This is a genomic window from Bacillus sp. SSR7 (assembly GCF_055902415.1).
The window spans coordinates 170030-191375 of sequence record NZ_JBVVXV010000004.1; the positions used below are offsets into that span (position 1 = coordinate 170030).

Here is a 21346-nt window from a genome sequence, read left to right on the forward strand (position 1 = left end):
GGGCCATAGACAAAGCATTGTCTATGGCCCCTTAATCTATTTTATACACCAGCTGAAAAACCATAACGAAATAAGCATAGGCAAACTATACTTTTTTCAAAAAGTTATTCAGCCGATGAATATAGGGGATTTATGCCCCTTGATTAAGCTCCGTACAACGCTTCACCGTATACATTTGTGCGGAGCAAAGTTTTCTAATGAGTTTTACAAATTTTATATAAAGCATGTTCTGCACCTTCCTTAATACTTAAAAGGGATTTTAGCATACGTTTTTACGAAGCGTCAACATTACTTCCGAATCTTTCAACTACTTGTTTTCAAAATATTGCTTCTGAAACATACACATTCTTATCGCATTATGATAGTTACCATCAACGAAAAACTCATCGATAAGCTCACCTTCTACCATAAACCCAACTTTTTTATAAACATGTACTGCTTTTTCATTTTCCTTATCCACAACTAAATAAATCTTATGCATATTTAGTACAGAAAAAGCATAATCCATTGCTAAACGCGTCGCATCCACTGCATAACCATATCCTTGATAATTCGGATCAATAATAATTTGGAATTCTGTTCTACGGTGAATATAATCGATTTCTACTAACTCAACTAATCCAACCATTTCATTGTCTTTCTCAACGATAAATCGGCGTTCGCTTTGATCATGTATATGTTTATCGTATAAATCTTGCAGCTCCACAAATGCCTCATACGGCTCTTCAAACCAATACGACATAATATGCGCATTATTATTCAGTTCGTGTACGAACTTTAAATCTTCTCGTTCTAATGGACGTAACTTCAATTCCTGATTCATTTCTATAACCTCCAAGTAAAAGAAACCTCTTCACTTAATTTCTCAATTTTTTTCAATTTCAAACGCCCTATTTACATTGTAAACTTTCAAGTAACTTAAAGGTCAAGATAAAAAAAGTAGTGCAAACTTATGTCTGCACTACTACTCTTTTCTCAAATCTCTCATATTTGATATGTATAAAGCGATAACTAAAATAAGAATTGCTCCTGCATATAATAACGTCTCCATCGGTTCCTCATGAGACACAATAATCAATCGAATTAACGCCGTGATTCCAATATAAATAAAATAACGTAACGGAAAATGGTAGTTCGACTTAAAATACTTAATAATTAATGCAATGAACTCGAAGTATAAGAAATAGACGATAATACTTTCAACTAATTTATATGACGTATACTTCTTCGCTGAAAATATGTATTGGATAAAAGTAATCGTCTCATTAATTAAAAAAATAGATAAGACAATGGATAATATAATTAACGCTATATTTAATATCCACTGTAAAACACTTGCGATAAAATGATCAATATTGAATGATTTCATTTTCCCATTAAACTCCCCTTCGTATAAGTACGTATTTATTATAGCAAAATTATACTTACAGAAGTGTTAAATCAAATATGATCGTCCTCTCTCACTATCACTTCACCATTCGGATATTTATGCTTAATATAGTCGCTTCCCCAATCACAAAGTACTTTTAAGCCTTGTTTTAATGATTGTCCCTGTTCTGTAAGGGAATATTCAACTTTCGGCGGTACTTGATTGTATACCTTTCTAGATACGAGCCCATCCTTTTCTAGCTCTTTCAATTGTTCCGTAAGCATTTTTTGTGTAATACCGGTTACCAATCGTTTTAACTCACCCGTTCTTGTCGGTCCGCTTGTTAAATGATATAAAATATGGGATTTCCACTTACCTCCGATCACATCTAAAACGACTTCAATTCTATTGTTATACTCTTTTTTCATACCGAACTCCTTCTGCATTTTTATAGGCACTTTCTCGTGCCTATGTCACGAGATGGTGTCTATATCACGGAAAAGTGCGTACTTTTCATAGTACCTGTACTATACCATAATGATGCATGTAAGCAACTTATAACAGAACAGAAACTTAGTGGAGGTATTTTAAAATGAAAAAAGAAAATCGTACTGCAAATTTTTATGATGTGATTCGTGAGCGTCGTTCCGTTCGCTCCTATAATCCATCCGTTACAATCTCTGATGAAGAAATTAAAGAACTTTTAGAAGAAGCAATGTTAGCACCAAGCAGTTCAAACTTAAACCCATGGCGTTTCATGGTAATTACAGATCAAGATTTAAAAGAGAAGCTTCACCCAATCGCTTTAAATCAACCACAAGTGTTAGAAGCATCTGCTATGATCGTAATTTTAAGCGAAAATCATGCTCATGAATTCGAGCATATCAATAAGGTGAACGAACGTGCGGTAGCTGCTGGATTTATGACAGACGAAATTAAAAACAGACTAAACAACAGCATTCGTGAGTTTTATGCACCTGTCAGTGACCAAGGAAAAAGAGAATGGCAAATGCTTGACGGTGGTTTGCTAGCTATGCAGTTGATGCTTGCTGCAAAAGCGAGAGGATATGATACAGTTCCAATGATTGGCTATAACGCTGAAGAATTCCGCCAAGCATTTAACGTTCCAGAAAACTTAACTGACGTTTTAATGATTGCATTAGGCAAAGCAAAAGAGCCGGGATTCCCATCAGTTCGATTAACTGTAGATGAAGTAACTTCTTGGAATGGCGAATTTTAATCACCATAATCATCGTACTTTTAGAATGAAAGTACGATGAACCCTATTAATTAAACTATGATCGACTACTTGCAAAAAAAGAAAGGTAGGAAAACAATGCTTGAAGTTTTAAATCGAATTAATGAATTAGCTAAAAAGCAAAAAGAAGAAGGCTTAACAAAAACAGAATTAAATGAGCGTATGAAAATACCAAGATTTTTTGTTACTTAGTGATTCATCTCCTATACTGAGCTACAGGATTTTTTTAAGGTAAAATTATTTATAACTCTCTAAAAAAGCCTTACTACACATACATTGTAGTAAGGCTCTGACTATTTAAGATAAACATTAAACGACTTCATTATCTCTATACAAATAAGGTTTAGCAAATAATGTTACCATCCCCTCCAAGGAAAAGAAACCTTATTTCAACTTTCCTATTGATAAGTTAACACGATAATTCCCGTATTTTAATAGTCGTCCTAGAAAGTTATCTAAGTCTTCATTGGACGCAAAATGTGTTTTTAATAAATAACACCCCTCACCACTTACACGGTGTACCTCAGAAATCCCTTCTTCTCCTTGAAAGAAATTCATAAACTCTTGGTGATTAGCTGTTGTTACGAACAAAGTAACAAATGCAGTCACTACTTGTCCTAACTTGATTCGGTTTATTGCAATTGTATATTGTTCAATAATTCCTAGATCCTCTAATCTCCGAATTCGATTTCCTACAGCCTGCCCTGTCATATGTATTTTCTGACCAAGTTCTTTCCATTGTATTCTCGAGTTTTCTCCTAATAATTTCAGTATCTCAAAATCTGTTTGATCAATGATATAAACCAATCCTTTCACCGTGAAAGTAGAAAGCCCGAAAGTGTTTCGCCAACTTATTCTGCTTATCGATACAATTCACTATACTTAGTTTATCCTCTTACATCACATTATTTATCAGGTATATTCACTTATAACATAGAGGACACATCAAAAAAATAAATCTAGATTTAAAGGAGGTTACAAATATGTTATTACAAGAAATTCTATCGTTCAATGAACAATTTGTAGAAAATAAGGAATACGCTCCTCGTGAAGCGACAAAAATGCCTAAAAAACGTATGGTTGTTGTTTCTTGCATGGATGCTCGTTTAATTGAGCTACTCCCAAAAGCTTTAGATATACACGACGGTGATGCAAAAGTTATCAGAAATGCAGGTGGTAAAATTGCTTCTCCTTTCGATAGTGTTATGCAAAGTGTTGTAGCGTCAGTATACGATTTAAATGCAGATGAAATCTTCCTTATTGGACACCATAGATGTGGTGCGAGCCAAACGAATCCAAAAGGAACACTTCAAAAAATATTAGATCGTGGAGTAGCTTCGCCAGAAATTTTATCAGCAATTGAATATGCTGGTGTTGACCTTGAAAAATGGCTATTTGGATTCGATGATATCTGCGATTCGACTCAAGCTAATGTTGATTTAGTAAGAAATCATCCACTTATTCCAAAAGATGTTCCTGTACATGGTTTAGTTATCGATCCTCACACAGGTAAATTAGATTTAGTAGTCGATGGATATAAAAAATTAAATGGTATGAAACATTAATCATTACTTAAATGAAGGGAAGTTATTAAATATGAATAGACAAGAAGCTACGCAAAAAATTATGGAAGCAAAAATCGCAAGAGGTTTAACATGGGAAGAAATCTCAAAAGTAAGTGAAAACTCTGAGACTTGGGTTGTAACAGCATTATTAGGACAAGCTACAATGACACGTCCGGAAGCAGAAAAAATCGGTAAACTATTAGAATTAGATGAAGAAGTAGTTCGAGCATTAACAGTAGTTCCACTTAGAGGGCAAGTAATGCAAATGCCTCCTACTGATCCAATCTTATATCGATTATACGAAATGATGTTACAATACGCACCAACTCTTAGAGAATTAATCTTAGAAAAAGCCGGCGAAGGTGTAATGAGTGCAATTAACTTCAACCTAGGTGTGGATACACAAGAAGATCCACAAGGTGGCGACCCTCGTATCGTCATTACACTTAACGGGAAATTCTTACCATTCCGTACATGGTAAATAATCAAAAAATCCATCTATATAATTAAAATAATTTTATAGATTTACAAAATCCATCCTTTCTAACTGTGTAGAAAGGATGGATTTTAACTATGAAATTCTTTTTGGGCAAAGGAGACTAATATGAATAAAAAATACTTTGATACGAGCTTTAGTATTCTACAGTGGTTTGTGTTTTTATTAGCAAATGCAATTGCACTACCTATAATTATTGGTGGTATATTCCATTTACCAATAGAAGATATCTCAACATTAATGCAGCGAACTTTTTTAGTTGTAGGAGTAAGTTCATTTATACAAGCATGGTTTGGGCATCGCTATCCTATTGCGGATGGACCAGCCGGTTCATGGGTAAGTATATTTGTCATATTGGGACAAGTCGCTATGTATCAAGGACAAAGTGCAAAAGGCGTGTTGCAACTTTTAGAAGGCGGATTAATTATTGCAGGTATATTACTCTTCGTTCTTGGTATAACAGGGCTTGTTCATCGAATCTTATGTTTATTTACCCCTTTAGTTACAGGAACTTTTCTTTTAATCTTAGCACTTCAGCTTAGTGGTGTGTTACTAAAAGGCATGATGGGATTACAAGGATATGCAACTCACCCTGACTATACAACAGCTACTATTGCGCTCTTTGTTTTTGCCCTTATTACTTTCTTATCAATTAAAGGGAAAGGATGGATGAAAAGTTACGCCGTATTACTTGGAATTTCATGCGGTTGGCTTTTGTATGCAGTATTAGGAAAATCATCTCATATACCTTCGCACACAACGCTAGTTAAGTTACCAGAGATATTTGCTTGGGGCACACCTAAATTCAATATTGGAATGACTCTAACTGCAACTTTATTTACATTTCTTTTAGTTGCAAATACAATTGCTGCTATTTCGGCTGTAAAACAAGTGGCTCCGTTATCTAAAGAAACTGAAAAGCAAACACTGAACCGTGGTGTATGGGTAGGAGGTATATCACATATTATCTCGTCGTTGTTCTCTACAATTGGAATTGTACCATTACCTGCATCGGCAGGATTTATCCAACTAACAGGGCAAAGAAAAGTGAAGTCGTTCCTTATAGCCAGTCTTATATTAGCAGGTATTTCTTTTATCCCCTCAATTGTAAGCTTTATATCCTTGCTACCAGGACCTATTGCTAATGCTGCACTTTTAGCAACATTTGTCCAAGTAATAGGCATTTCACTTCAATCCATTTTACGTGAAGAATTAAATCAACGCCGATTAACTATATTAGGAATTTCATTATTAATCAGTTTGGGTATAATGTTTCTTCCAGAAGGTGTATTTAGCGGAGTTCCTTCTTCCTTACAATATGTTTTAAGTAACGGATTACTCGTAGGTACTATGATCGTTATTTTGCTAGAACAGTTTTGGAAAGATTAAAATTTGTGACTAAGTAAAAAAGCGCCCTACTTATAGGGCGCTTTTTTTATACTTAATGACTAATACTAGCTGTTGGGTATAATGTTGTTCCTCCAATTGAAACTTTTATTTCATTTGTTAATGGAACGTTTTGTTCATTAATAATTGTTCTCCACCATTCCCATGCAAGACCTGTACATTCTCTTGCTACAATTTTTATATTTTTTGAGTTCGGTGGAAGAGGGATAACTGTAGAGTAATGAGCCGTTTTGTCTTTTCCGCTACCATCCCACGTTTTATGTGTTAATACTTCGTTACCCTTTTGGTCAAATGTGAATTCATCCCAAGATACATCAAATTGAGCAACGTAAGCACCGTAATGATCAAGTGTCATTTTAGCACTTGAATATTCTGTAGTTGTCGTCTCAATATAATCTGTATTGTTATGAACAGCAGCAGTTGCATTATCTTTTAAGAAAGTACTTGTATATGAAATTGGGTATGCTGGATTTTTAAGACTTAATTCAGCATTATCTTTAATGATATTTCGGATTTCATTGAAATCTTTAGTAACAACCTTGTTATGCTCTTTCGCATCTCCACCTAATACTACAGCAGTAAAGGTACTTTCTTCAAAAATATCTTTATACTGTCCACTTGTTTCAACGCTGTTATCCTTAAGTAAGGCTTTAAAAGCAGCCTGTACATCTTTGCTCTTAGATGTTGTTTCTAATTTTACATAAATCGTTCTACCATAAGCTACATTTGAAACCATAACAGGTGGAGCCGAATTACTTACGCCTTTTCGAGTTAACTCATCAAAAGTAACACTATTATCAAAAAGGTCGGATGGATTGTTAGGTAGTTCAGCACTTACCGTATAAAATATTTGCTTATATGCGGCAACCATCACTTTTTTCTCTCCATTTGCAACCGCATTAAAATCAATATTTAGACTGTTATCAAGATATTTAGCGTTAACATTAAGAGCACTTGCAATTTGTGATTTACTATAAACCATAGATTCCGTATACTGCATTCTTGCAGGTAACGTATGTGTTGTAGAATACTTTTCATTCCAAGTAGATACTAAATCGTCTACTGCTCCAGCTACATTACCATATGTCGGATTTTGGACAGTGATTGTATTTTCTTTTCTCATGCCCGGTAAATCTATACTAATATTCAAAGGCTTTCTCTTAGCCACTAGTAAACTCGGTTGATTGTCTGCAAAAGCTTTATTAGCAAGTTGTACAGCTCCTGGATACGTGCGATTCACTACAGAATCAATAATTGAAATATCGACTGGTGACGTTGTAAGTGATTTTTTCTCGCGTTCCACTACTACAAATTTACCATTTGAATTGATACTTTCTTTCGGAACAAAACTTTCTACTTTATCACCATTTACAGCTAAAACCTCTTGATTATTATATTTAAGATTTGCTATACCAGTATCAATGCCACTAGCATTTTTGGTTACATCAGTTACATTACTAGCTTGTGTTTCTGCGAAGGAAATAGATGAATAATTAATAGTGCATAGACTAACTAATAAACATGCAAGGAACTTTCTTCTTTTAGTTTTTTTCTTAATATTCAGAAAAATCACCCCGTTCTTTTTTTAGTAAAATATGATAATGATTGATAAATGATAGCTAACTAATAAACTTACATAAATGCTTTTAAAAGTTCTTGAATTAACGGGATTACACCACCTACAAATTTTAAAACTGCCATTGCGATTTCCATATTATTTCCTCCTTTTTATTGCTACGAAAATGTGATTTATCTTTATGCCCTCATTATAGTGACCCCTTACACTTTTATCAATACACTCTGATATGCAATATTACATATAAAAAATAAGCTGAATTCTTTTGAAAAATTATACAGAGATATTTTTTTCGTTTGGTACATACTTGAAAAGGTGAAGCATTCTTTTGCATTTTATGAGTAATCACATAAAAAAAAGCTGCTGCCTATAAAATACAGACAGCAACTTCAACTAGAGTGTCTTGCATAATCTACGCAAGACATTTTATAACTAATACACTGCGATCGGCCCATAAGGACCATTAATAATTTCTATTTTTGTTTCAAAAATATCTGTCAAAAGTGTTGGGTCCATAACTTCTTCTACTGTTCCAAAAGCAGCAATTTGTCCATCTTTCATAGCACAAATTTTGTCAGAGTATTTGGCTGCAAAATTTATGTCATGCATAACAGTCAAAATGGTTCTTCCGAATTCATTAGCCGCACGTCTCAAATGCTCCATCATTTGAACAGAACGAGCAACATCAAGGTTGTTCAGTGGCTCGTCCAAAAGTACATATTCCGTCTCTTGGCACAATACCATCGCTACATATGCCCTTTGTCTTTGACCACCAGAAAGCTCATCTAAATATCTATTCTCTAAATTCGTTAAGTCTAGGAAGTCGATATATTTAGAAATAATAACTTCATCCTCTTTCGTTAATCTTCCCTTTGAATAAGGAAAGCGCCCAAATCCAACTAATTGTCTAACAGTAAGCCTCGTTACAAAATGATTTTCTTGTCGCAATATAGTCAAAACTTTTGCTAAGTCTTTTGATTTGGATTCAGAAACATCCATATTTGCTACCTGAATTTGACCTTCATCCATATCTAAAAGTCTGCCAATCATCAAAAGTGTCGTTGACTTTCCAGCGCCATTTGGTCCAATTAAAGAAGTAAAGCCTGCTTTTGGTATTTCAATATCCAAAGGTCCTATTTTTACCTTATCAGTATAGAACTTTTTAACATTATCAATTTTTATCATAAAGCCCTCTTCCTTAAAACTATAGTTAAGAATATGATTCCACCGAATAATTCAATAATAACTGAAACTACACCTTGAGCATGGAATACATGATACATTAAAAAGTATGCGCTCGTCATTATTAAAAATCCTATAGCAAAAGCCATTGGAAAAATATATCTATGATCATAAGTTGCCGCCGCCTGATAACTCAAAGTTGCTACTAAAAATCCGTAGAAAGTAAGTGGCCCAATTAGAGCTGTTGAAATGGACATTAAAATAGCTACTAATACAAGCGTATAAATTACACTAGGTTGATATTTAACTCCAAAAGAAGTAGCAACGTCCTTTCCTAGTGATAAGACATTCAAATTCTTAGAATGAGCAAAAATTAATACTGCTACAATTACGATCATAGGAATTACAATAGGAAAATATGCAGGATCTGCATGATTAACAGAACCAAATAATTTCGCTTGTAAAATATCAAACTCTGACGGTGCAAGTAGTTTTCTCATGAAAGTTGACATAGAATTTAGTCCAGTTCCAATGATAATCCCGACTAAAAGCATAAGTTGTAAATTCCCGTATTTACCGGAAAGTAACCATCCATAAAGTATTAAACTCATGAGGACCATAACAACGACTTGAAATAAAAATGATCCAATTCCATTAAAATTGATCAAAGCACTAGCACCAAAGAAGAATATTGTGCTCGTATGAATTGCTGAATAAAGTGATTCGAACCCTAAAAGTGACGGAGTAATAATCTTATTATTCGTAATGGATTGGAAAGCAACTGTCGATAAGCTATGGCAAACAGCTGCAATAATCATTGCAACAATAGCTACTATCCTTCTCTTAACAACTGGGATAAAAGAAGGTGAATCTATCGGAACTGGATTGTTATACACTAAAAGTCCATATGAAGAAAGGAGGCCTAAAGCAATCAATGTTATCAGTATAATCCAATAACGTCTTGCTTCCTTCTTAGAACGAAAAGCGCTAGCTGATCTACTTTCATTATGAAGGCTAGAATCGACTTCGACATTTTCTTTATTTCTATAATCTAATGTGATCATCGTAGCCTCCTTGGTTTTCTTTTTCTCAATAAAATAGTAATAAACACGACTGCTCCTACTGATGCAAGTATTAAAGAAACAGGTAATTCAAAAGGCTTTATAATTGTTCGAGAAATGATGTCACAGGCAGTTATTGTCCCCATTCCGATCAGACACACCCAAGGTAAATTACTTCTAAGATCATCACCTCTAAACATGGAAACAATATTTGGAACAATTAACCCCAAGAAAGGTAAGTTTCCAATAACAGCTGCAACAATTCCAACTGCAACAGAGATAAGAGCAGTCCCAAAAAGAACAATTCGATTGTAATTAACACCCAGGCTTGTTGCGACATCTTCTCCTAGTCCAGCCAAAGTCAATCTATTCGCATACATAAAAATAAGCAAAGTAACGATAACAATCAGCCATAAATATTCATATCTTCCTACCTGAATGTTAGCAAATGAACCTACAAACCAAGTTTCAATACTTTGCGTCATTTGAAAAAGGAGTCCCAAAAAAGTAGACACTGCAGAAATAACTGCTCCAAGCATCAATCCAATAATCGGGACAATTAAAGACGAACGAAGCTTAACTCTTCTTAAAAATAGAAAGAAAATCATAGTTCCTATAAAAGAAAAAATGATTGCACCAGTCATTCTTTGAACTAAAGTTGGGGCAGGAAATAGTAAATACACAAAAAGCAGGCCTAAGCCTGACCATTCAATAGTCCCCGTTGTAGTAGGTTCGACAAAACGATTTTGCGTAATGAGTTGCATGACGAGCCCTGCCATCGCCATTGCAGCTCCAGTAAGCATTAATGCAACTGTTCTCGGAACACGAGTGATGAAAAACATCTCCATTCCGTCCTCTTGTCCACGTATATCATAAACGCCAGTAAACAGTGATATAATCCCTAAAATTATAACAACTATAATCGCTATTATAAAAGATTTTGTCCATAATTTATTGTGATTATAAAACTGGGGTTGAGAAATATTCTCAACCCTAGAAATTATATTTTTTGACACTGCTTCGTACTCCTTTACACTACTTAGCTAAAGTTTTTGCAAGATTTCCAAATAACTCTATGTAAGTCTGAATTGATTCATTTGTGTAAGTATCTGCTGGTGCATAAACAACTTGTTTTTTAGAAACAGCAGTTGTGTTTTGAAGAGCTGGTGATTTAGAAATAACATCCTGAGCAGGAGCTGACTTAGCTGCATCAGATGTTGCAGCATCACGATCTAATACGAACAGCCAATCAGGATTTGTTTGTGCAATAGCTTCAACAGAAACGTCGTCACCTTTATGACCTGCAGTAGAATTAGAAACTTCTAATGCTGGAGTCCAACCGAAAATTTCATACATTGGTCCCCAAACACGTCCAGAATGTGGAGCAGCAAAACCAATATTTCCACCAGTAACGATAACACTCATAACTTTATCTTTTCCGTTATAAGCAGATTTTGCTTTTTCAATAGATTTATCAAAGTCAGCTACTAATTGTTTAGCTTCTTTATCTTTATCAAAGATTTTTCCTAAAGTAACTGTAGAATCTTTAAGTCCTTTTACTAAGTTTTCACCAGGCTTAGTAGCCTTCTCAGAAACATCAACATTAAGATCAATAACAGCTGCATTTGGCACTAATTTTTTAATTTCTTCGTAATGGCTAGCAAATCTTTGACCAACGATTACAAGCTCAGGGTTTGCCGCTGCAATAATTTCAAGATTTGGTTCACGGTGATTTCCAATATTTTGAACTAAATTATCCTTTACATACGCTGAATCTGCAGGCATTACATCCTTCGGAGCAGCCGCTAATTTAATTCCCCAATCAGCTAAAGTTTCAAACGTTCTATTATCTAAAGCAACTACATTCTTTGGATTTACAGGAACTGTAACTTTTCCATGTGCATCAGTGATTTCAACCGTTTTTGGCTTATCACTACTATTATCTTTATTATTAGCCTTCGAAGTTTCTTTACCTGAATCTGAGCAAGCTACTAACATTAATGTGAAAATTGCTAGAATACTTACTAATTTTAAAAGCATAGTTTTTTTCATACGTATACTCCTTATAGTGTAATTTATTTCGAAAATGATGACTTTCATAGATTGAGTTAGATAGTAACTTCTATTCACCTAAATCAATATTGATAATCATTTTCATTTGGATATCCTGTAAATAAGTATAGTCATTAATTATGTGAAAATCTTGTGAATGGTGTGAGTTAATAAAATTAAACATAACTTAGATATGATCTCAACTAATGCGCAACAGATTCATCCCCCACACGTACTAACCAGTAGATTAGCACCTTATAAACTGTGATTTCTACTGTAAAAAAAAAATGACCATTAATAGCTAATTTTTCATATTTTACATAAACTATTTTATCATTCAACCATTGAATAGCCTCTGCCATGTATCGTTTGAATGTATCTGTCTTTCTTCTCACATTTCAACTTTTTTCTTACATACCCAATATATAAGTCTACTACATTTGGATTTACTACTACGTTATATCCCCAAACTTGATTCAAAAGCATTTCGCGGCTCAATATTGTATTTTTATTCTTGATTAAAAATACAAGTAAATCGTACTCGCGTTTCGTAAGCGAGAGATTTTTACCGCCTTTTTTCACAATATTGCTAGATGCATCAACAAGGAGATCTTTAAACTGAACAAAATTCGGCTCATTTTGCTGAGTATAATCACTTCGCCTTAAAATAGCTTGCACCCTTGCTACTAATTCTTCTTTCGCAAATGGTTTTCTTATATAATCATCAGCTCCTGCTTGTAACCCTGCTACGCAATCCTTGCTAGAAATATTGTCGGTCACAATAATAATCGGTGTCATTTTAACAAGTCGTATTTGCCTGCAAATTTCTGGTCCAGATATGCTTAATGAATCCCAATCTAATATGATAATATCCCAATCTTGTTCATATACTATATTTAAACCTTCGTTTTCATTGTGAAGTTTTAAAATGAAATGGCCTTCTTGCTTTAAACCACTTACGATTTTCTTCGCTAAAGACCTTTCATTCTTAATTACTAACACCTGCCTCACCGATGGTTCACCTCTACTTCAATATAACTTGGTTAGATAAAAAATTATCTCCAAAAATAATTTAAGATTTATAAGTATGAAACTCCTAAAAAAAGTCATTATAACAGCTTATTAGGAGAACTCTATATAATCTTACAATAGGTATGGATAGAAATACAAAGTATATGAAGATTTGAATAAATTAAAATTAACATATCTACTTACCAATCGGACATTTACAAGCAGCAGAGCTTCCACCTAACCTCTTTACTTCAGCCAAATTTTGAGATGGGAGTTTTACTGCCCGGCAAATAGCGGGATAAATATTATTTAATCATTACGGGGTTGCTATAGTATCTACCTACTTATCGTCAATAACTATTTCTTCGTTTTCTATTTCAAGGGTACCGCCCATCCCCACCAATTTAAGCATATTATAAAACCTCCAAAACAAAAAAACTGCATTCTTCTTATTTTAAGATTAAATTTAATAGAGTTTAAGATCAATGTCCTATAATGCAATTGTAACAAGTTAACTAACAATGAAAAAACAAAAGAAACACTGAGTGTAAAATAAATTTTCAAAAGGATCATCACTGTATTAATAATCCTTTTCCATTGCTCACTGATACATTGTTAAATCATACTTCCTCCCTTTATTCTCACCAACATACGGGATTTTCAGTAATTGAAGGATGCGTTTCATAATTGAACTTGATTGGATATTTAGAAATTCTTTCAACTTACTATTAGTAGCCTCGGTTTCGATAAGAAGCGCATAATCTTGTAAAGCACACTTATGTGCATCCTTAGATACAGTATTACATTTCGAGCAATACCACCCTTTTTTCACTTTAACCATTGGTATAGAGGTACATTCCTCACACAGTACCCCTTTAACAATTCTTCTTTTTTCATTTGATATTTTTCAAGAACATTGTGTTGCAATGGGGAATGCTCCATCATCATTCGCTGAATAAGCTCATTTATATTATATATAGTTTTTTTCTTATATTTAATTTCTAGCCACTTTATTTTATGAGGTAAATTAGCACTATGAATGATTTTATTAGAGAGGTTATCATCTGAAGATTTAACAACGGTACGCGGCGTACTAATAACAACGAAGGATTCAATTGGGAATTTAGAAAACCCGTATAACCTTAACCATTTCTGAAGCTGTAATTCCTGTCTTTTTATTTGCAAAATTGGATTTGGAAATCCTTCTGACTTTTCTTCGGATATGCGAATGAGCTGATTAAATGTTGAGTCGAAAAGTAGTGTACCTACTATATTCTTTATTTCTAAAAATAGAAGAAAACGCGAGGAAATGATGATAGTATCAATTTGAAAGTAATGATTTTGATCAAATAAACGAATGTCATGTAAAATGCTATAATCTTGCTCAGGGAGAAAACTTAATGAATAATCAACAGCTCGTTCCCCTTTATAACCTGCCTTATATCTCGCTATATTTTCAGCGATTATATTCCGTTTTGGATGATGAACAGGCAATCTTCTGAGTAGCGCTTCTAATTGACGTAAATAAATCGGCATTCTCCGTTCTTTCACAATCATTTTATCACTCCTCTAGAAATATATCGGCGATTTTTTCATTATATCGACCACAACTTCAATTATATCGGCGATTTTTCCAATATATCGAACGCAACTTCAATTATATCGGCGATTCGACATAGAATATCGACCGCTCGACAAAACACGACATCACCCCACCTCCCAAAACAGCATACCACCCAAAACCTACTACTAGCAAAACATGAAAATCCTATTTTCCTGCAAACAAAAAGAACCATAACCTCGCCAACCTAGCAAAGTTATGGTTCGTATCATACAATGTCACTTTGCCCATAAGTTTGCCGCAGTTGGAATCATAAACTTGCCGAAAACCGCTTATTTTAGAAGATATTTATCTAATTGTCCAAAGAAAATGGAAGCATAACTTTGCCGTGAGTTTTATTAATGTAGATTTTGAATAATGTTTGGTCAAATTGATACTAATAACCTTGATAAACGAGCAAAAAGAAAGAGCGTGTTTTTAAAGAAAATTGATCAAAACACGCTCTTAACTTATTTAATTGAATCATTCTTTTATAAAAAAGTCTGTAATCCTTCTTTCATTAAAGTGCCCTTTAGTTGAGGAAAGGGTGGTTATACGGACTAACTACTTAGCCGTCGTTCCATGAACTCTTTTTATTGTTTCATCCCTTTCATTCTCATTCAAATATTCGAAAAAACCTAAGCGATTCCCCCAGGGGTCTGTAAAGCTACTCCATTTTACGGGAACCTCTTCTCTTGAATATATTTCAAAAGGCTCAATATTTAATTCCTTTATCATTCTATCCCTTTCAGCCTCTATATCCATCACACCTATGCGTATAGGACCGCTACCTTCTGTTGGCGTTCCCTCGGCTACCTGTAACCAACTCCCGGGCACGAGTTCAAACTCAACAAATCCCTCATGAGGTACAAAATCAGGCTCTTTATTCAGTAGTGACTTGTACCATTCCTTTCCCTTTTCAAAGTCTGAAACACGAACTTGCACAGTCGTTTCAATAATCACCATAACCCCTCCATTTTTTTAATATCGACCTTAATCTACTTCAACACAGTTGTATACGTTCCTTCTTTGCTGATATGGAGCAACTTTATTACTACTCAACAGCTCCTTTATCGGTATTTCAGTTCAGATTTTCTTTTCACTATAAAAACATCCCTTTAGATAAACAGATCCAAAGGGACAAAACATCACATCTTTTTTATAAGCACTGTAACTTTATTTAAAAGGCGACTTAAAAAATTTTCAAATCCTGGAAGCATAAGTTTGCCATAAACCAAAAGAACCATAAGCTTGCCGCCTTGGCAAAGTTATGGTTCAAATCACATACAAAATAAAAAAACCACCAAATATGTATTGGTGGAGACGGTGGGAGTCGAACCCACGTCCAAAAATATCGGCACTTAAGCTTCTACGAGTGTAGTCGATATATTAGCATTTCGCGAACTCTTCGGCCTATCGACAGGCTTCCAAGTTGCTAGTCTGGTTGTTCTCTTCCTTTGTCCTCAGACGGCGAACTCCGGCGTAGTCCACTTAGTTTGAGTCCCTTACCCTACCACATGGACGATGGAGGGAGGAACCTTTAGTGCAATTAAGCAGCTAAAGAAAGATTGTTTTGTTTGCCAATTATAGGCTTTGACGTTTTAACGAGGCCGATCCCCTCGACTCGCAACCTAAGCTCGAACTATCCCTGTCGAATCCGTAACGTCCCCATGATAAAAATGGAGCATACGAAGAAATTTCGTGATAGCTACTAAGAGCTGTTTTTCAATGTGCAACAATCTTACATAAGTTATTATATCATACGCGCGCCGTTTTACAAATGTAAATATCTGTATTACATCTTTTGACGATCACGGAACGCGCGGGCAATTTCACGTTTAGCTTCTTTCTCTTTTAAATCGTGACGCTTATCATATTGCTTTTTACCTTTTGCTAAACCAAGTGCCATTTTTGCAAATCCATTTTTCAAATAGATTCTAACTGGAACTAATGCATAGCCTGTTTCTTTTGAAGCACCCGTTAACTTTTCAATTTCTTTTTTATGAAGAAGTAACTTTCTCGTGCGAAGCGGATCATGATTGAAACGATTCCCTTGCTCATATGTACTAATATGCATATTATGAACCCATACTTCACCATTATGTACACGAGCAAATGCATCTTTCAAGTTCACACGTCCAGCGCGAATCGACTTAATTTCCGTTCCTTGAAGGACAAGCCCTGCTTCGTATGTTTCCTCGATGAAATAATCATGAAAAGCTTTTTTATTTTGTGCAATAACCTTACCTGTACCCTTTGGCATATAACGTCCCTCCTCTATTTTTACTATTGTAACAAATGTTAATAAAAAGCGAAAGTGGCTCGCTCAGAATCTTTGGACATTGGAACTCCCGACAGAGAAGCGCTTTTTGCTTCGTCCGAGGGAGTGAAATAGCCAATAGATTCTAGCCACTGTAGCTGGATTCCATTAAAAAGCGAAAGTGGCTCGCTCAGAATCTTTGGACATTGGAACTCCCGACAGAGAAGCGCTTTTTGCTTCGTCCGAGGGAGTGAAATAGCCAATAGATTCTAGCCACTGTAGCTGGATTCCATTAAAAAGCGAAAGTGGCTCGCTCAGAATCTTTGGACATTGGAACTCCCGACAGAGAAGCGCTTTTTGCTTCGTCCGAGGGAGTGAAATAGCCAATAGATTCTAGCCACTGTAGCTGGATTCCATTAAAAAGCGAAAGTGGCTCGCTCAGAATCTTTGGACATTGGAACTCCCGACAGAGAAGCGCTTTTTGCTTCGTCCGAGGGAGTGAAATGGCCAACAGATTCTAGCCACTCTGTAGCTGGATTCCAACAAAAAGCGAAAGTGGCTCGTTCAGAATGTGAGGTGGATGGAGCTTCTGACCTTGAGGCGTTCTTTGCCTCTAGCGAAGAAGCGAAGCCGCCGAACATTCTAGCCACTAAGAAAAAAGAAAAAGCCCCGCTTTTCATCAAAGCGAAGCCATCCTTTTCTTACTTACGCTTTTTCTTTTTCTTCTTGAATCCTGGTACGTTTTCGAAGAATGCTTTTTTCTTCTTGCCGTTACCATCTTTTTTCCCTGGCTGGCTTGCGGACGAAGATGCGGATGCAGATCCTCTTCCTTTTCCTGTGCCTTTACCTTTGCCACCACGGTCAAATTTTCTACCTGTGCCACGTTCTCCGCCGCGCTCATTACTGCGTTCGCTACGTCCGCCGCGTTTCTTTCTGCCTGTTCTTGGCTGTTCGATAACGACTGGGCGGTCTTTGAACTTACGACGAGGTGTACCTTTCATGCCAACGATTTCAAAGTCGATTGCACGCTCGTCTTTGTTTACATTAATAACGCGAATTGTAATTTCGTCACCAATGCGGAATACGTTACCTGTACGTTCTCCAATCATTGCGAAATGCTGCTCATCATAACGGTAGTAATCATCCGTTAAGTAGCTAACGTGTACAAGACCTTCAATTGTATTTGGAAGCTCTACGAATAAACCGAAGTTTGTTACAGAGCTAATCATACCGTCATACTCTTCGCCGATTTTATCAACCATATACTCTGCTTTTTTCATTTCGTCTGTTTCACGTTCTGCTTCAACAGCACGGCGTTCCATATTAGAAGAATGATCTGCAATCTCCGGTAACTTTTCACGCCATTTTGCTTGCGTTTCATTGTCAACTTTACCGTTAATAATGTATTCACGAATTAATCTATGAACAATTGTATCTGGGTAACGACGAATTGGTGATGTGAAATGCGTGTAGAACTCAGTTGATAAACCGAAATGTCCTAAGCTATCCGCATCGTAACGTGCTTGCTTCATAGAACGAAGCATTACTGTTGAAATAACTACTTCTTCTGGTTGCCCTTGAACCATTTCGAGAATTTGTTGCAGCGCACGAGGATGCACTTCATTCGCACGTCCTTTTACCGCATATCCGAAGTTCGTTACAAACTCGAAGAAACGCTCTAGCTTATCTTCTTTCGGATCTTCATGGACACGGTACATGAATGGTACGTTCATCCAGTGGAAGTGCTCTGCTACTGTTTCGTTCGCAACAAGCATAAATTCTTCAATTAACTTCTCTGATACAGAACGATCACGCATGACAACGTCTGTCGGTTTTCCTTCTTCATCTACTAATACTTTCGCTTCTTTAAAATCAAAGTCGATTGCACCGCGGCGCATACGTTTTTCACGTAAAATTTGTGCTAATTGCCCCATCTCTTTAAACATAGGTACGAGCGGCTCATAGCGTTTCATTAACTCTTCGTCCTCATCTTCTAAAATGCTTCTTACGTCAGCATACGTCATACGCTCTGTCGTTTTAATCACACTTTGGAAAATCTCGTGCTTTACAACATCACCTAAGTTGTTGATTTCCATTTCACAAGATAATGTCAGACGGTCTACTTTTGGATTTAATGAACAAATACCGTTAGATAGACGATGTGGAATCATTGGAATTACACGGTCAACAAGATACACACTTGTCGCTCTTTCCGCTGCTTCAACATCAATTGGAGAACCTTCTTGAACGTAATGACTTACATCCGCAATATGAACGCCTAGCTTGTAATTGCCGTTCTCAAGCTTTGTTACTGTAACAGCGTCATCTAAGTCTTTCGCATCTGCACCATCAATCGTTACGATCATTTGATCACGCAGGTCGCGGCGATCTTTTAAATCTTCTTCTGAAATCGTTTCTGGTACACTGTTTGCATGCTCCATCACTTCTTCAGGGAATGCTAAAGGTAAATGATGTTTATGAATGACAGATAAAATATCTACTCCTGGATCATTTTTATGACCTAGAATTTGAATAACTTCACCTTCTGCACTTAAACGATTCTCTGGATAGCTCGTAATTTTCACAACTACTTTATGGCCTTCTACAGCACCCATTGATGCACTTTTCAAGATAAAGATATCACTTGTCCAGCGCTTATTGTCAGGTATAACGAACCCAAAGTTTTTCGATTCTGTATATGTACCAACTAGTTCTTTCGTTCCACGCTCTAAAATGCGTACAATTGAACCTTCTTGACGTGAACCACTTGATTGAGAACTAAGGCGTGCTAACACTGTATCGCCATGAAGTGCACCGTTTAATTCTGTAGGCGGGATGAAAAGATCATCGTCTCCCGTTTTCTTCTCGTCTGGTACAACGAATGCAAAACCACGTGCATGTCCAATTAACTTACCTCTTACTAAATTCATCTTTTCAGGAAGACCGTAACGGTTGCTACGTGTACGAATAACAAGCCCCTTCTCTTCCATCGTTACAAGTGCCTTTACAAAATCTTTAAAGCCCTCAGAACCTTCAATTCCAAATGCCTCTTCTAACTCTTGTATCGTTAGCGGTTTATACGCTTCTTCTCTCATAAATAATAACAACTTATCAATATGTTCTTGTATGATTTCTTCCAAGCAAAAATACCTCCTTTAAAACCTTATATTATTTAGTGTATCCGAAAGATAGGGGATGTATAAAGTGAAACTTCAATACTCCCCTTATGATTTTTACAGTTTTCACAAAAATTCCCTTATGAAAAAAAGAGGCAACTAGATCTTACCAATCTAGTTGCTCCAAGAAGTTATATACATCCTCATGTAGCTCGTCACGCTGTTTATCAAGTGTAATGACATGCGTAGAGTCTTCATACCATTTAATGTCTTTTAACGTAGATTCTACACCGTTATAAATAATGTTAGCACTATCTGTATTAGTCGTTTCATCATGGCGCGCTTGTACAACAAATGTTGGGGCATAAATCATGTCCACATTGTTACGTACGTCAGCAATTAATTGTTGTAATGCTTTTAATGTATTCATCGGTGTCTTTTGGAATTCCAACATTTCTTGTTCGATTTGCTCTGGTGATTTTTGCTCACGCTTTTTATATTCGCGGGCATATGCCAATATACCTTGGTACATCGTTTCTTCACTCTTAATATACATCGGTGCACACATTGGTACTACACCTAAAACCGGTACTGTATAACCTAATTTTAGAGAAAATACGCCGCCAAGTGACAATCCAACGACAGCAATTTTCTCAAAACCTTTATCTTTTAAAAGCTGATATGCCTCCGTTACATCTTGCCACCAATCTTCAGGACCTGTATGAACAAGCTCTTCTGGTGGTACACCGTGCCCTTTATAAATTGGCGCATGACAAGTGTAGCCTTTCTTTTCTAAGAAACGCCCTAACATACGTACATCAGCTGAGTTTCCTGTGAATCCATGTAGTAATAAAACAGCGCGGTCTCCACCCTCAAATGTAAATGGTTTCGGAGATGCTAATTTCATCATGTACTTCTCCTCTTTCTCTTCTGTAATCTAGTCGTATTCTTTCTATATCTAGTGTACCATATTTATATTTCTATAATCTAATTAGAAACATCTTTCAAATGACAAAACAAAAAAAGAAGAACCATTAGTACATCTTACTAACGCTTCTTCTTTCAATTCTATAAGTTTAAGTACGTAACACCAATTGTTAATGCAAAGAACAATACAGCTAAAACAATTGTAATACGGTTTAATACCGCTTCAATTCCACGTGCTTTTTGCTTACCAAATAATTGCTCTGCACCGCCTGAAATTGCACCTGAAAGGCCTGAGCTATTACTAGACTGCATAAGTACCATAACAATCATTAAAATCGATACAATAATAAGTAAAACGGATAATAACGTATGCACTTGGCGTACCTCCTACAAAGATTCAGTTATTGTAACTGTAGCATAAATTCTATAGAAAAGCGAGAGCTATAAGGTTGCTCTCGCTTTTCTT

General features: G+C 35.7%; 21 protein-coding genes, 1 other RNA gene and 1 pseudogene. 5 read left to right on the top strand and 18 right to left on the bottom strand.

Going from position 1 to position 21346, the window contains the following annotated elements:
* Window positions 1-307: 307 nt before the first annotated feature.
* From speG to AC0NJG_RS10430, 3 genes are all read right to left on the bottom strand, one after another.
* Window positions 308-823: a spermidine N1-acetyltransferase gene (speG, locus tag AC0NJG_RS10420; RefSeq protein WP_001071092.1), complete on the bottom strand. Its 516-nt coding sequence runs from the start codon at window positions 821-823 to the stop codon at window positions 308-310.
* Window positions 824-964: 141 nt separating this feature from the next.
* Window positions 965-1369 carry a phosphate-starvation-inducible protein PsiE gene (gene psiE / locus AC0NJG_RS10425; protein ID WP_000834703.1) on the bottom strand — a complete coding sequence of 135 codons (405 nt, stop codon included), beginning with the start codon at window positions 1367-1369 and terminating at the stop codon, window positions 965-967.
* A gap of 71 nt (window positions 1370-1440) precedes the next feature.
* Entirely contained in the window at window positions 1441-1797 is a 357-nt protein-coding gene (locus AC0NJG_RS10430; protein WP_087994684.1) for a winged helix-turn-helix transcriptional regulator, read from the bottom strand.
* A gap of 164 nt (window positions 1798-1961) precedes the next feature.
* On the opposite strand from AC0NJG_RS10430, the gene AC0NJG_RS10435 reads away from it, so the two are divergent.
* Window positions 1962-2609 (top strand): nitroreductase family protein, encoded by a 648-nt coding sequence (locus AC0NJG_RS10435; protein WP_474063023.1) that lies wholly within the window; start codon window positions 1962-1964, stop codon window positions 2607-2609.
* A 57-nt stretch (window positions 2610-2666) separates the two neighbouring features.
* Window positions 2667-2819: a DUF896 domain-containing protein gene (locus AC0NJG_RS10440; protein WP_400924255.1), complete on the top strand. Its 153-nt coding sequence runs from the start codon at window positions 2667-2669 to the stop codon at window positions 2817-2819.
* Window positions 2820-3011: 192 nt separating this feature from the next.
* Here AC0NJG_RS10440 and AC0NJG_RS10445 read toward each other — a convergent pair whose 3' ends face one another.
* The gene (locus AC0NJG_RS10445; RefSeq protein ID WP_087955067.1) at window positions 3012-3443 is read right to left on the bottom strand and encodes an Lrp/AsnC family transcriptional regulator; all 432 of its coding nucleotides are present in this window, start codon (window positions 3441-3443) and stop codon (window positions 3012-3014) included.
* A gap of 167 nt (window positions 3444-3610) precedes the next feature.
* Between AC0NJG_RS10445 and AC0NJG_RS10450 the strand changes: the two genes are divergently transcribed.
* The 3 genes from AC0NJG_RS10450 to AC0NJG_RS10460 all read left to right on the top strand — a co-directional run bounded on the left by AC0NJG_RS10450 (window position 3611) and on the right by AC0NJG_RS10460 (window position 6077).
* A complete protein-coding gene (locus tag AC0NJG_RS10450) occupies window positions 3611-4192 on the top strand; it encodes a beta-class carbonic anhydrase (protein WP_087994685.1) in 582 nt (193 codons plus the stop codon).
* A 31-nt stretch (window positions 4193-4223) separates the two neighbouring features.
* Complete coding sequence (cynS, locus tag AC0NJG_RS10455) at window positions 4224-4673, top strand: cyanase (protein ID WP_087955069.1); 450 nt, start codon at window positions 4224-4226, stop codon at window positions 4671-4673.
* Between the two features lie 123 nt (window positions 4674-4796).
* Window positions 4797-6077, top strand: coding sequence for a purine/pyrimidine permease (locus AC0NJG_RS10460; RefSeq protein WP_308900755.1), 1281 nt, complete (start codon window positions 4797-4799; stop codon window positions 6075-6077).
* 52 nt (window positions 6078-6129) lie between these two features.
* Here the strand turns inward: AC0NJG_RS10460 and alo are convergent, their stop codons facing one another.
* The 14 genes and pseudogenes from alo to secG form a co-directional block, all read right to left on the bottom strand.
* Window positions 6130-7668: an anthrolysin O/cereolysin O family cholesterol-dependent cytolysin Alo gene (gene alo / locus AC0NJG_RS10465; RefSeq protein WP_474063024.1), complete on the bottom strand. Its 1539-nt coding sequence runs from the start codon at window positions 7666-7668 to the stop codon at window positions 6130-6132.
* Window positions 7669-8103: 435 nt separating this feature from the next.
* On the bottom strand, window positions 8104-8856 hold the full coding sequence (locus AC0NJG_RS10470) for an iron ABC transporter ATP-binding protein (protein WP_087968642.1): 753 nt from the start codon (window positions 8854-8856) through the stop codon (window positions 8104-8106).
* The gene (locus AC0NJG_RS10475; RefSeq protein ID WP_429680912.1) at window positions 8853-9917 is read right to left on the bottom strand and encodes an iron chelate uptake ABC transporter family permease subunit; all 1065 of its coding nucleotides are present in this window, start codon (window positions 9915-9917) and stop codon (window positions 8853-8855) included. The genes AC0NJG_RS10470 and AC0NJG_RS10475 overlap by 4 nt, the downstream gene beginning before the upstream one ends.
* Window positions 9914-10930 carry an ABC transporter permease gene (locus tag AC0NJG_RS10480; protein WP_474063025.1) on the bottom strand — a complete coding sequence of 339 codons (1017 nt, stop codon included), beginning with the start codon at window positions 10928-10930 and terminating at the stop codon, window positions 9914-9916. The genes AC0NJG_RS10475 and AC0NJG_RS10480 overlap by 4 nt, the downstream gene beginning before the upstream one ends.
* Window positions 10931-10949: 19 nt before the next feature.
* Window positions 10950-11966 carry a siderophore ABC transporter substrate-binding protein gene (locus tag AC0NJG_RS10485; protein WP_474063026.1) on the bottom strand — a complete coding sequence of 339 codons (1017 nt, stop codon included), beginning with the start codon at window positions 11964-11966 and terminating at the stop codon, window positions 10950-10952.
* A 203-nt stretch (window positions 11967-12169) separates the two neighbouring features.
* On the bottom strand, window positions 12170-12328 hold the full coding sequence (locus AC0NJG_RS10490; RefSeq protein WP_176398077.1) for a hypothetical protein: 159 nt from the start codon (window positions 12326-12328) through the stop codon (window positions 12170-12172).
* Window positions 12300-12977 carry a response regulator transcription factor gene (locus AC0NJG_RS10495; protein WP_087995395.1) on the bottom strand — a complete coding sequence of 226 codons (678 nt, stop codon included), beginning with the start codon at window positions 12975-12977 and terminating at the stop codon, window positions 12300-12302. The genes AC0NJG_RS10490 and AC0NJG_RS10495 overlap by 29 nt, the downstream gene beginning before the upstream one ends.
* A 601-nt stretch (window positions 12978-13578) precedes the next feature.
* Window positions 13579-14534: pseudogene (locus AC0NJG_RS10500) on the bottom strand (nuclease-related domain-containing protein).
* A gap of 607 nt (window positions 14535-15141) precedes the next feature.
* The gene (locus tag AC0NJG_RS10505) at window positions 15142-15540 is read right to left on the bottom strand and encodes a VOC family protein (RefSeq protein ID WP_087995397.1); all 399 of its coding nucleotides are present in this window, start codon (window positions 15538-15540) and stop codon (window positions 15142-15144) included.
* 352 nt (window positions 15541-15892) lie between these two features.
* Window positions 15893-16247: a transfer-messenger RNA gene (gene ssrA, locus AC0NJG_RS10510) on the bottom strand.
* Between the two features lie 125 nt (window positions 16248-16372).
* Complete coding sequence (gene smpB, locus AC0NJG_RS10515) at window positions 16373-16840, bottom strand: SsrA-binding protein (RefSeq protein ID WP_048528182.1); 468 nt, start codon at window positions 16838-16840, stop codon at window positions 16373-16375.
* 698 nt (window positions 16841-17538) lie between these two features.
* Window positions 17539-19977 (bottom strand): ribonuclease R, encoded by a 2439-nt coding sequence (gene rnr / locus AC0NJG_RS10520; protein ID WP_474063027.1) that lies wholly within the window; start codon window positions 19975-19977, stop codon window positions 17539-17541.
* A 142-nt stretch (window positions 19978-20119) separates the two neighbouring features.
* Entirely contained in the window at window positions 20120-20860 is a 741-nt protein-coding gene (gene estA, locus AC0NJG_RS10525) for a carboxylesterase (protein ID WP_474063028.1), read from the bottom strand.
* 161 nt (window positions 20861-21021) lie between these two features.
* Window positions 21022-21255 (bottom strand): preprotein translocase subunit SecG, encoded by a 234-nt coding sequence (gene secG, locus AC0NJG_RS10530; protein ID WP_000557262.1) that lies wholly within the window; start codon window positions 21253-21255, stop codon window positions 21022-21024.
* Window positions 21256-21346 lie beyond the last annotated feature (91 nt).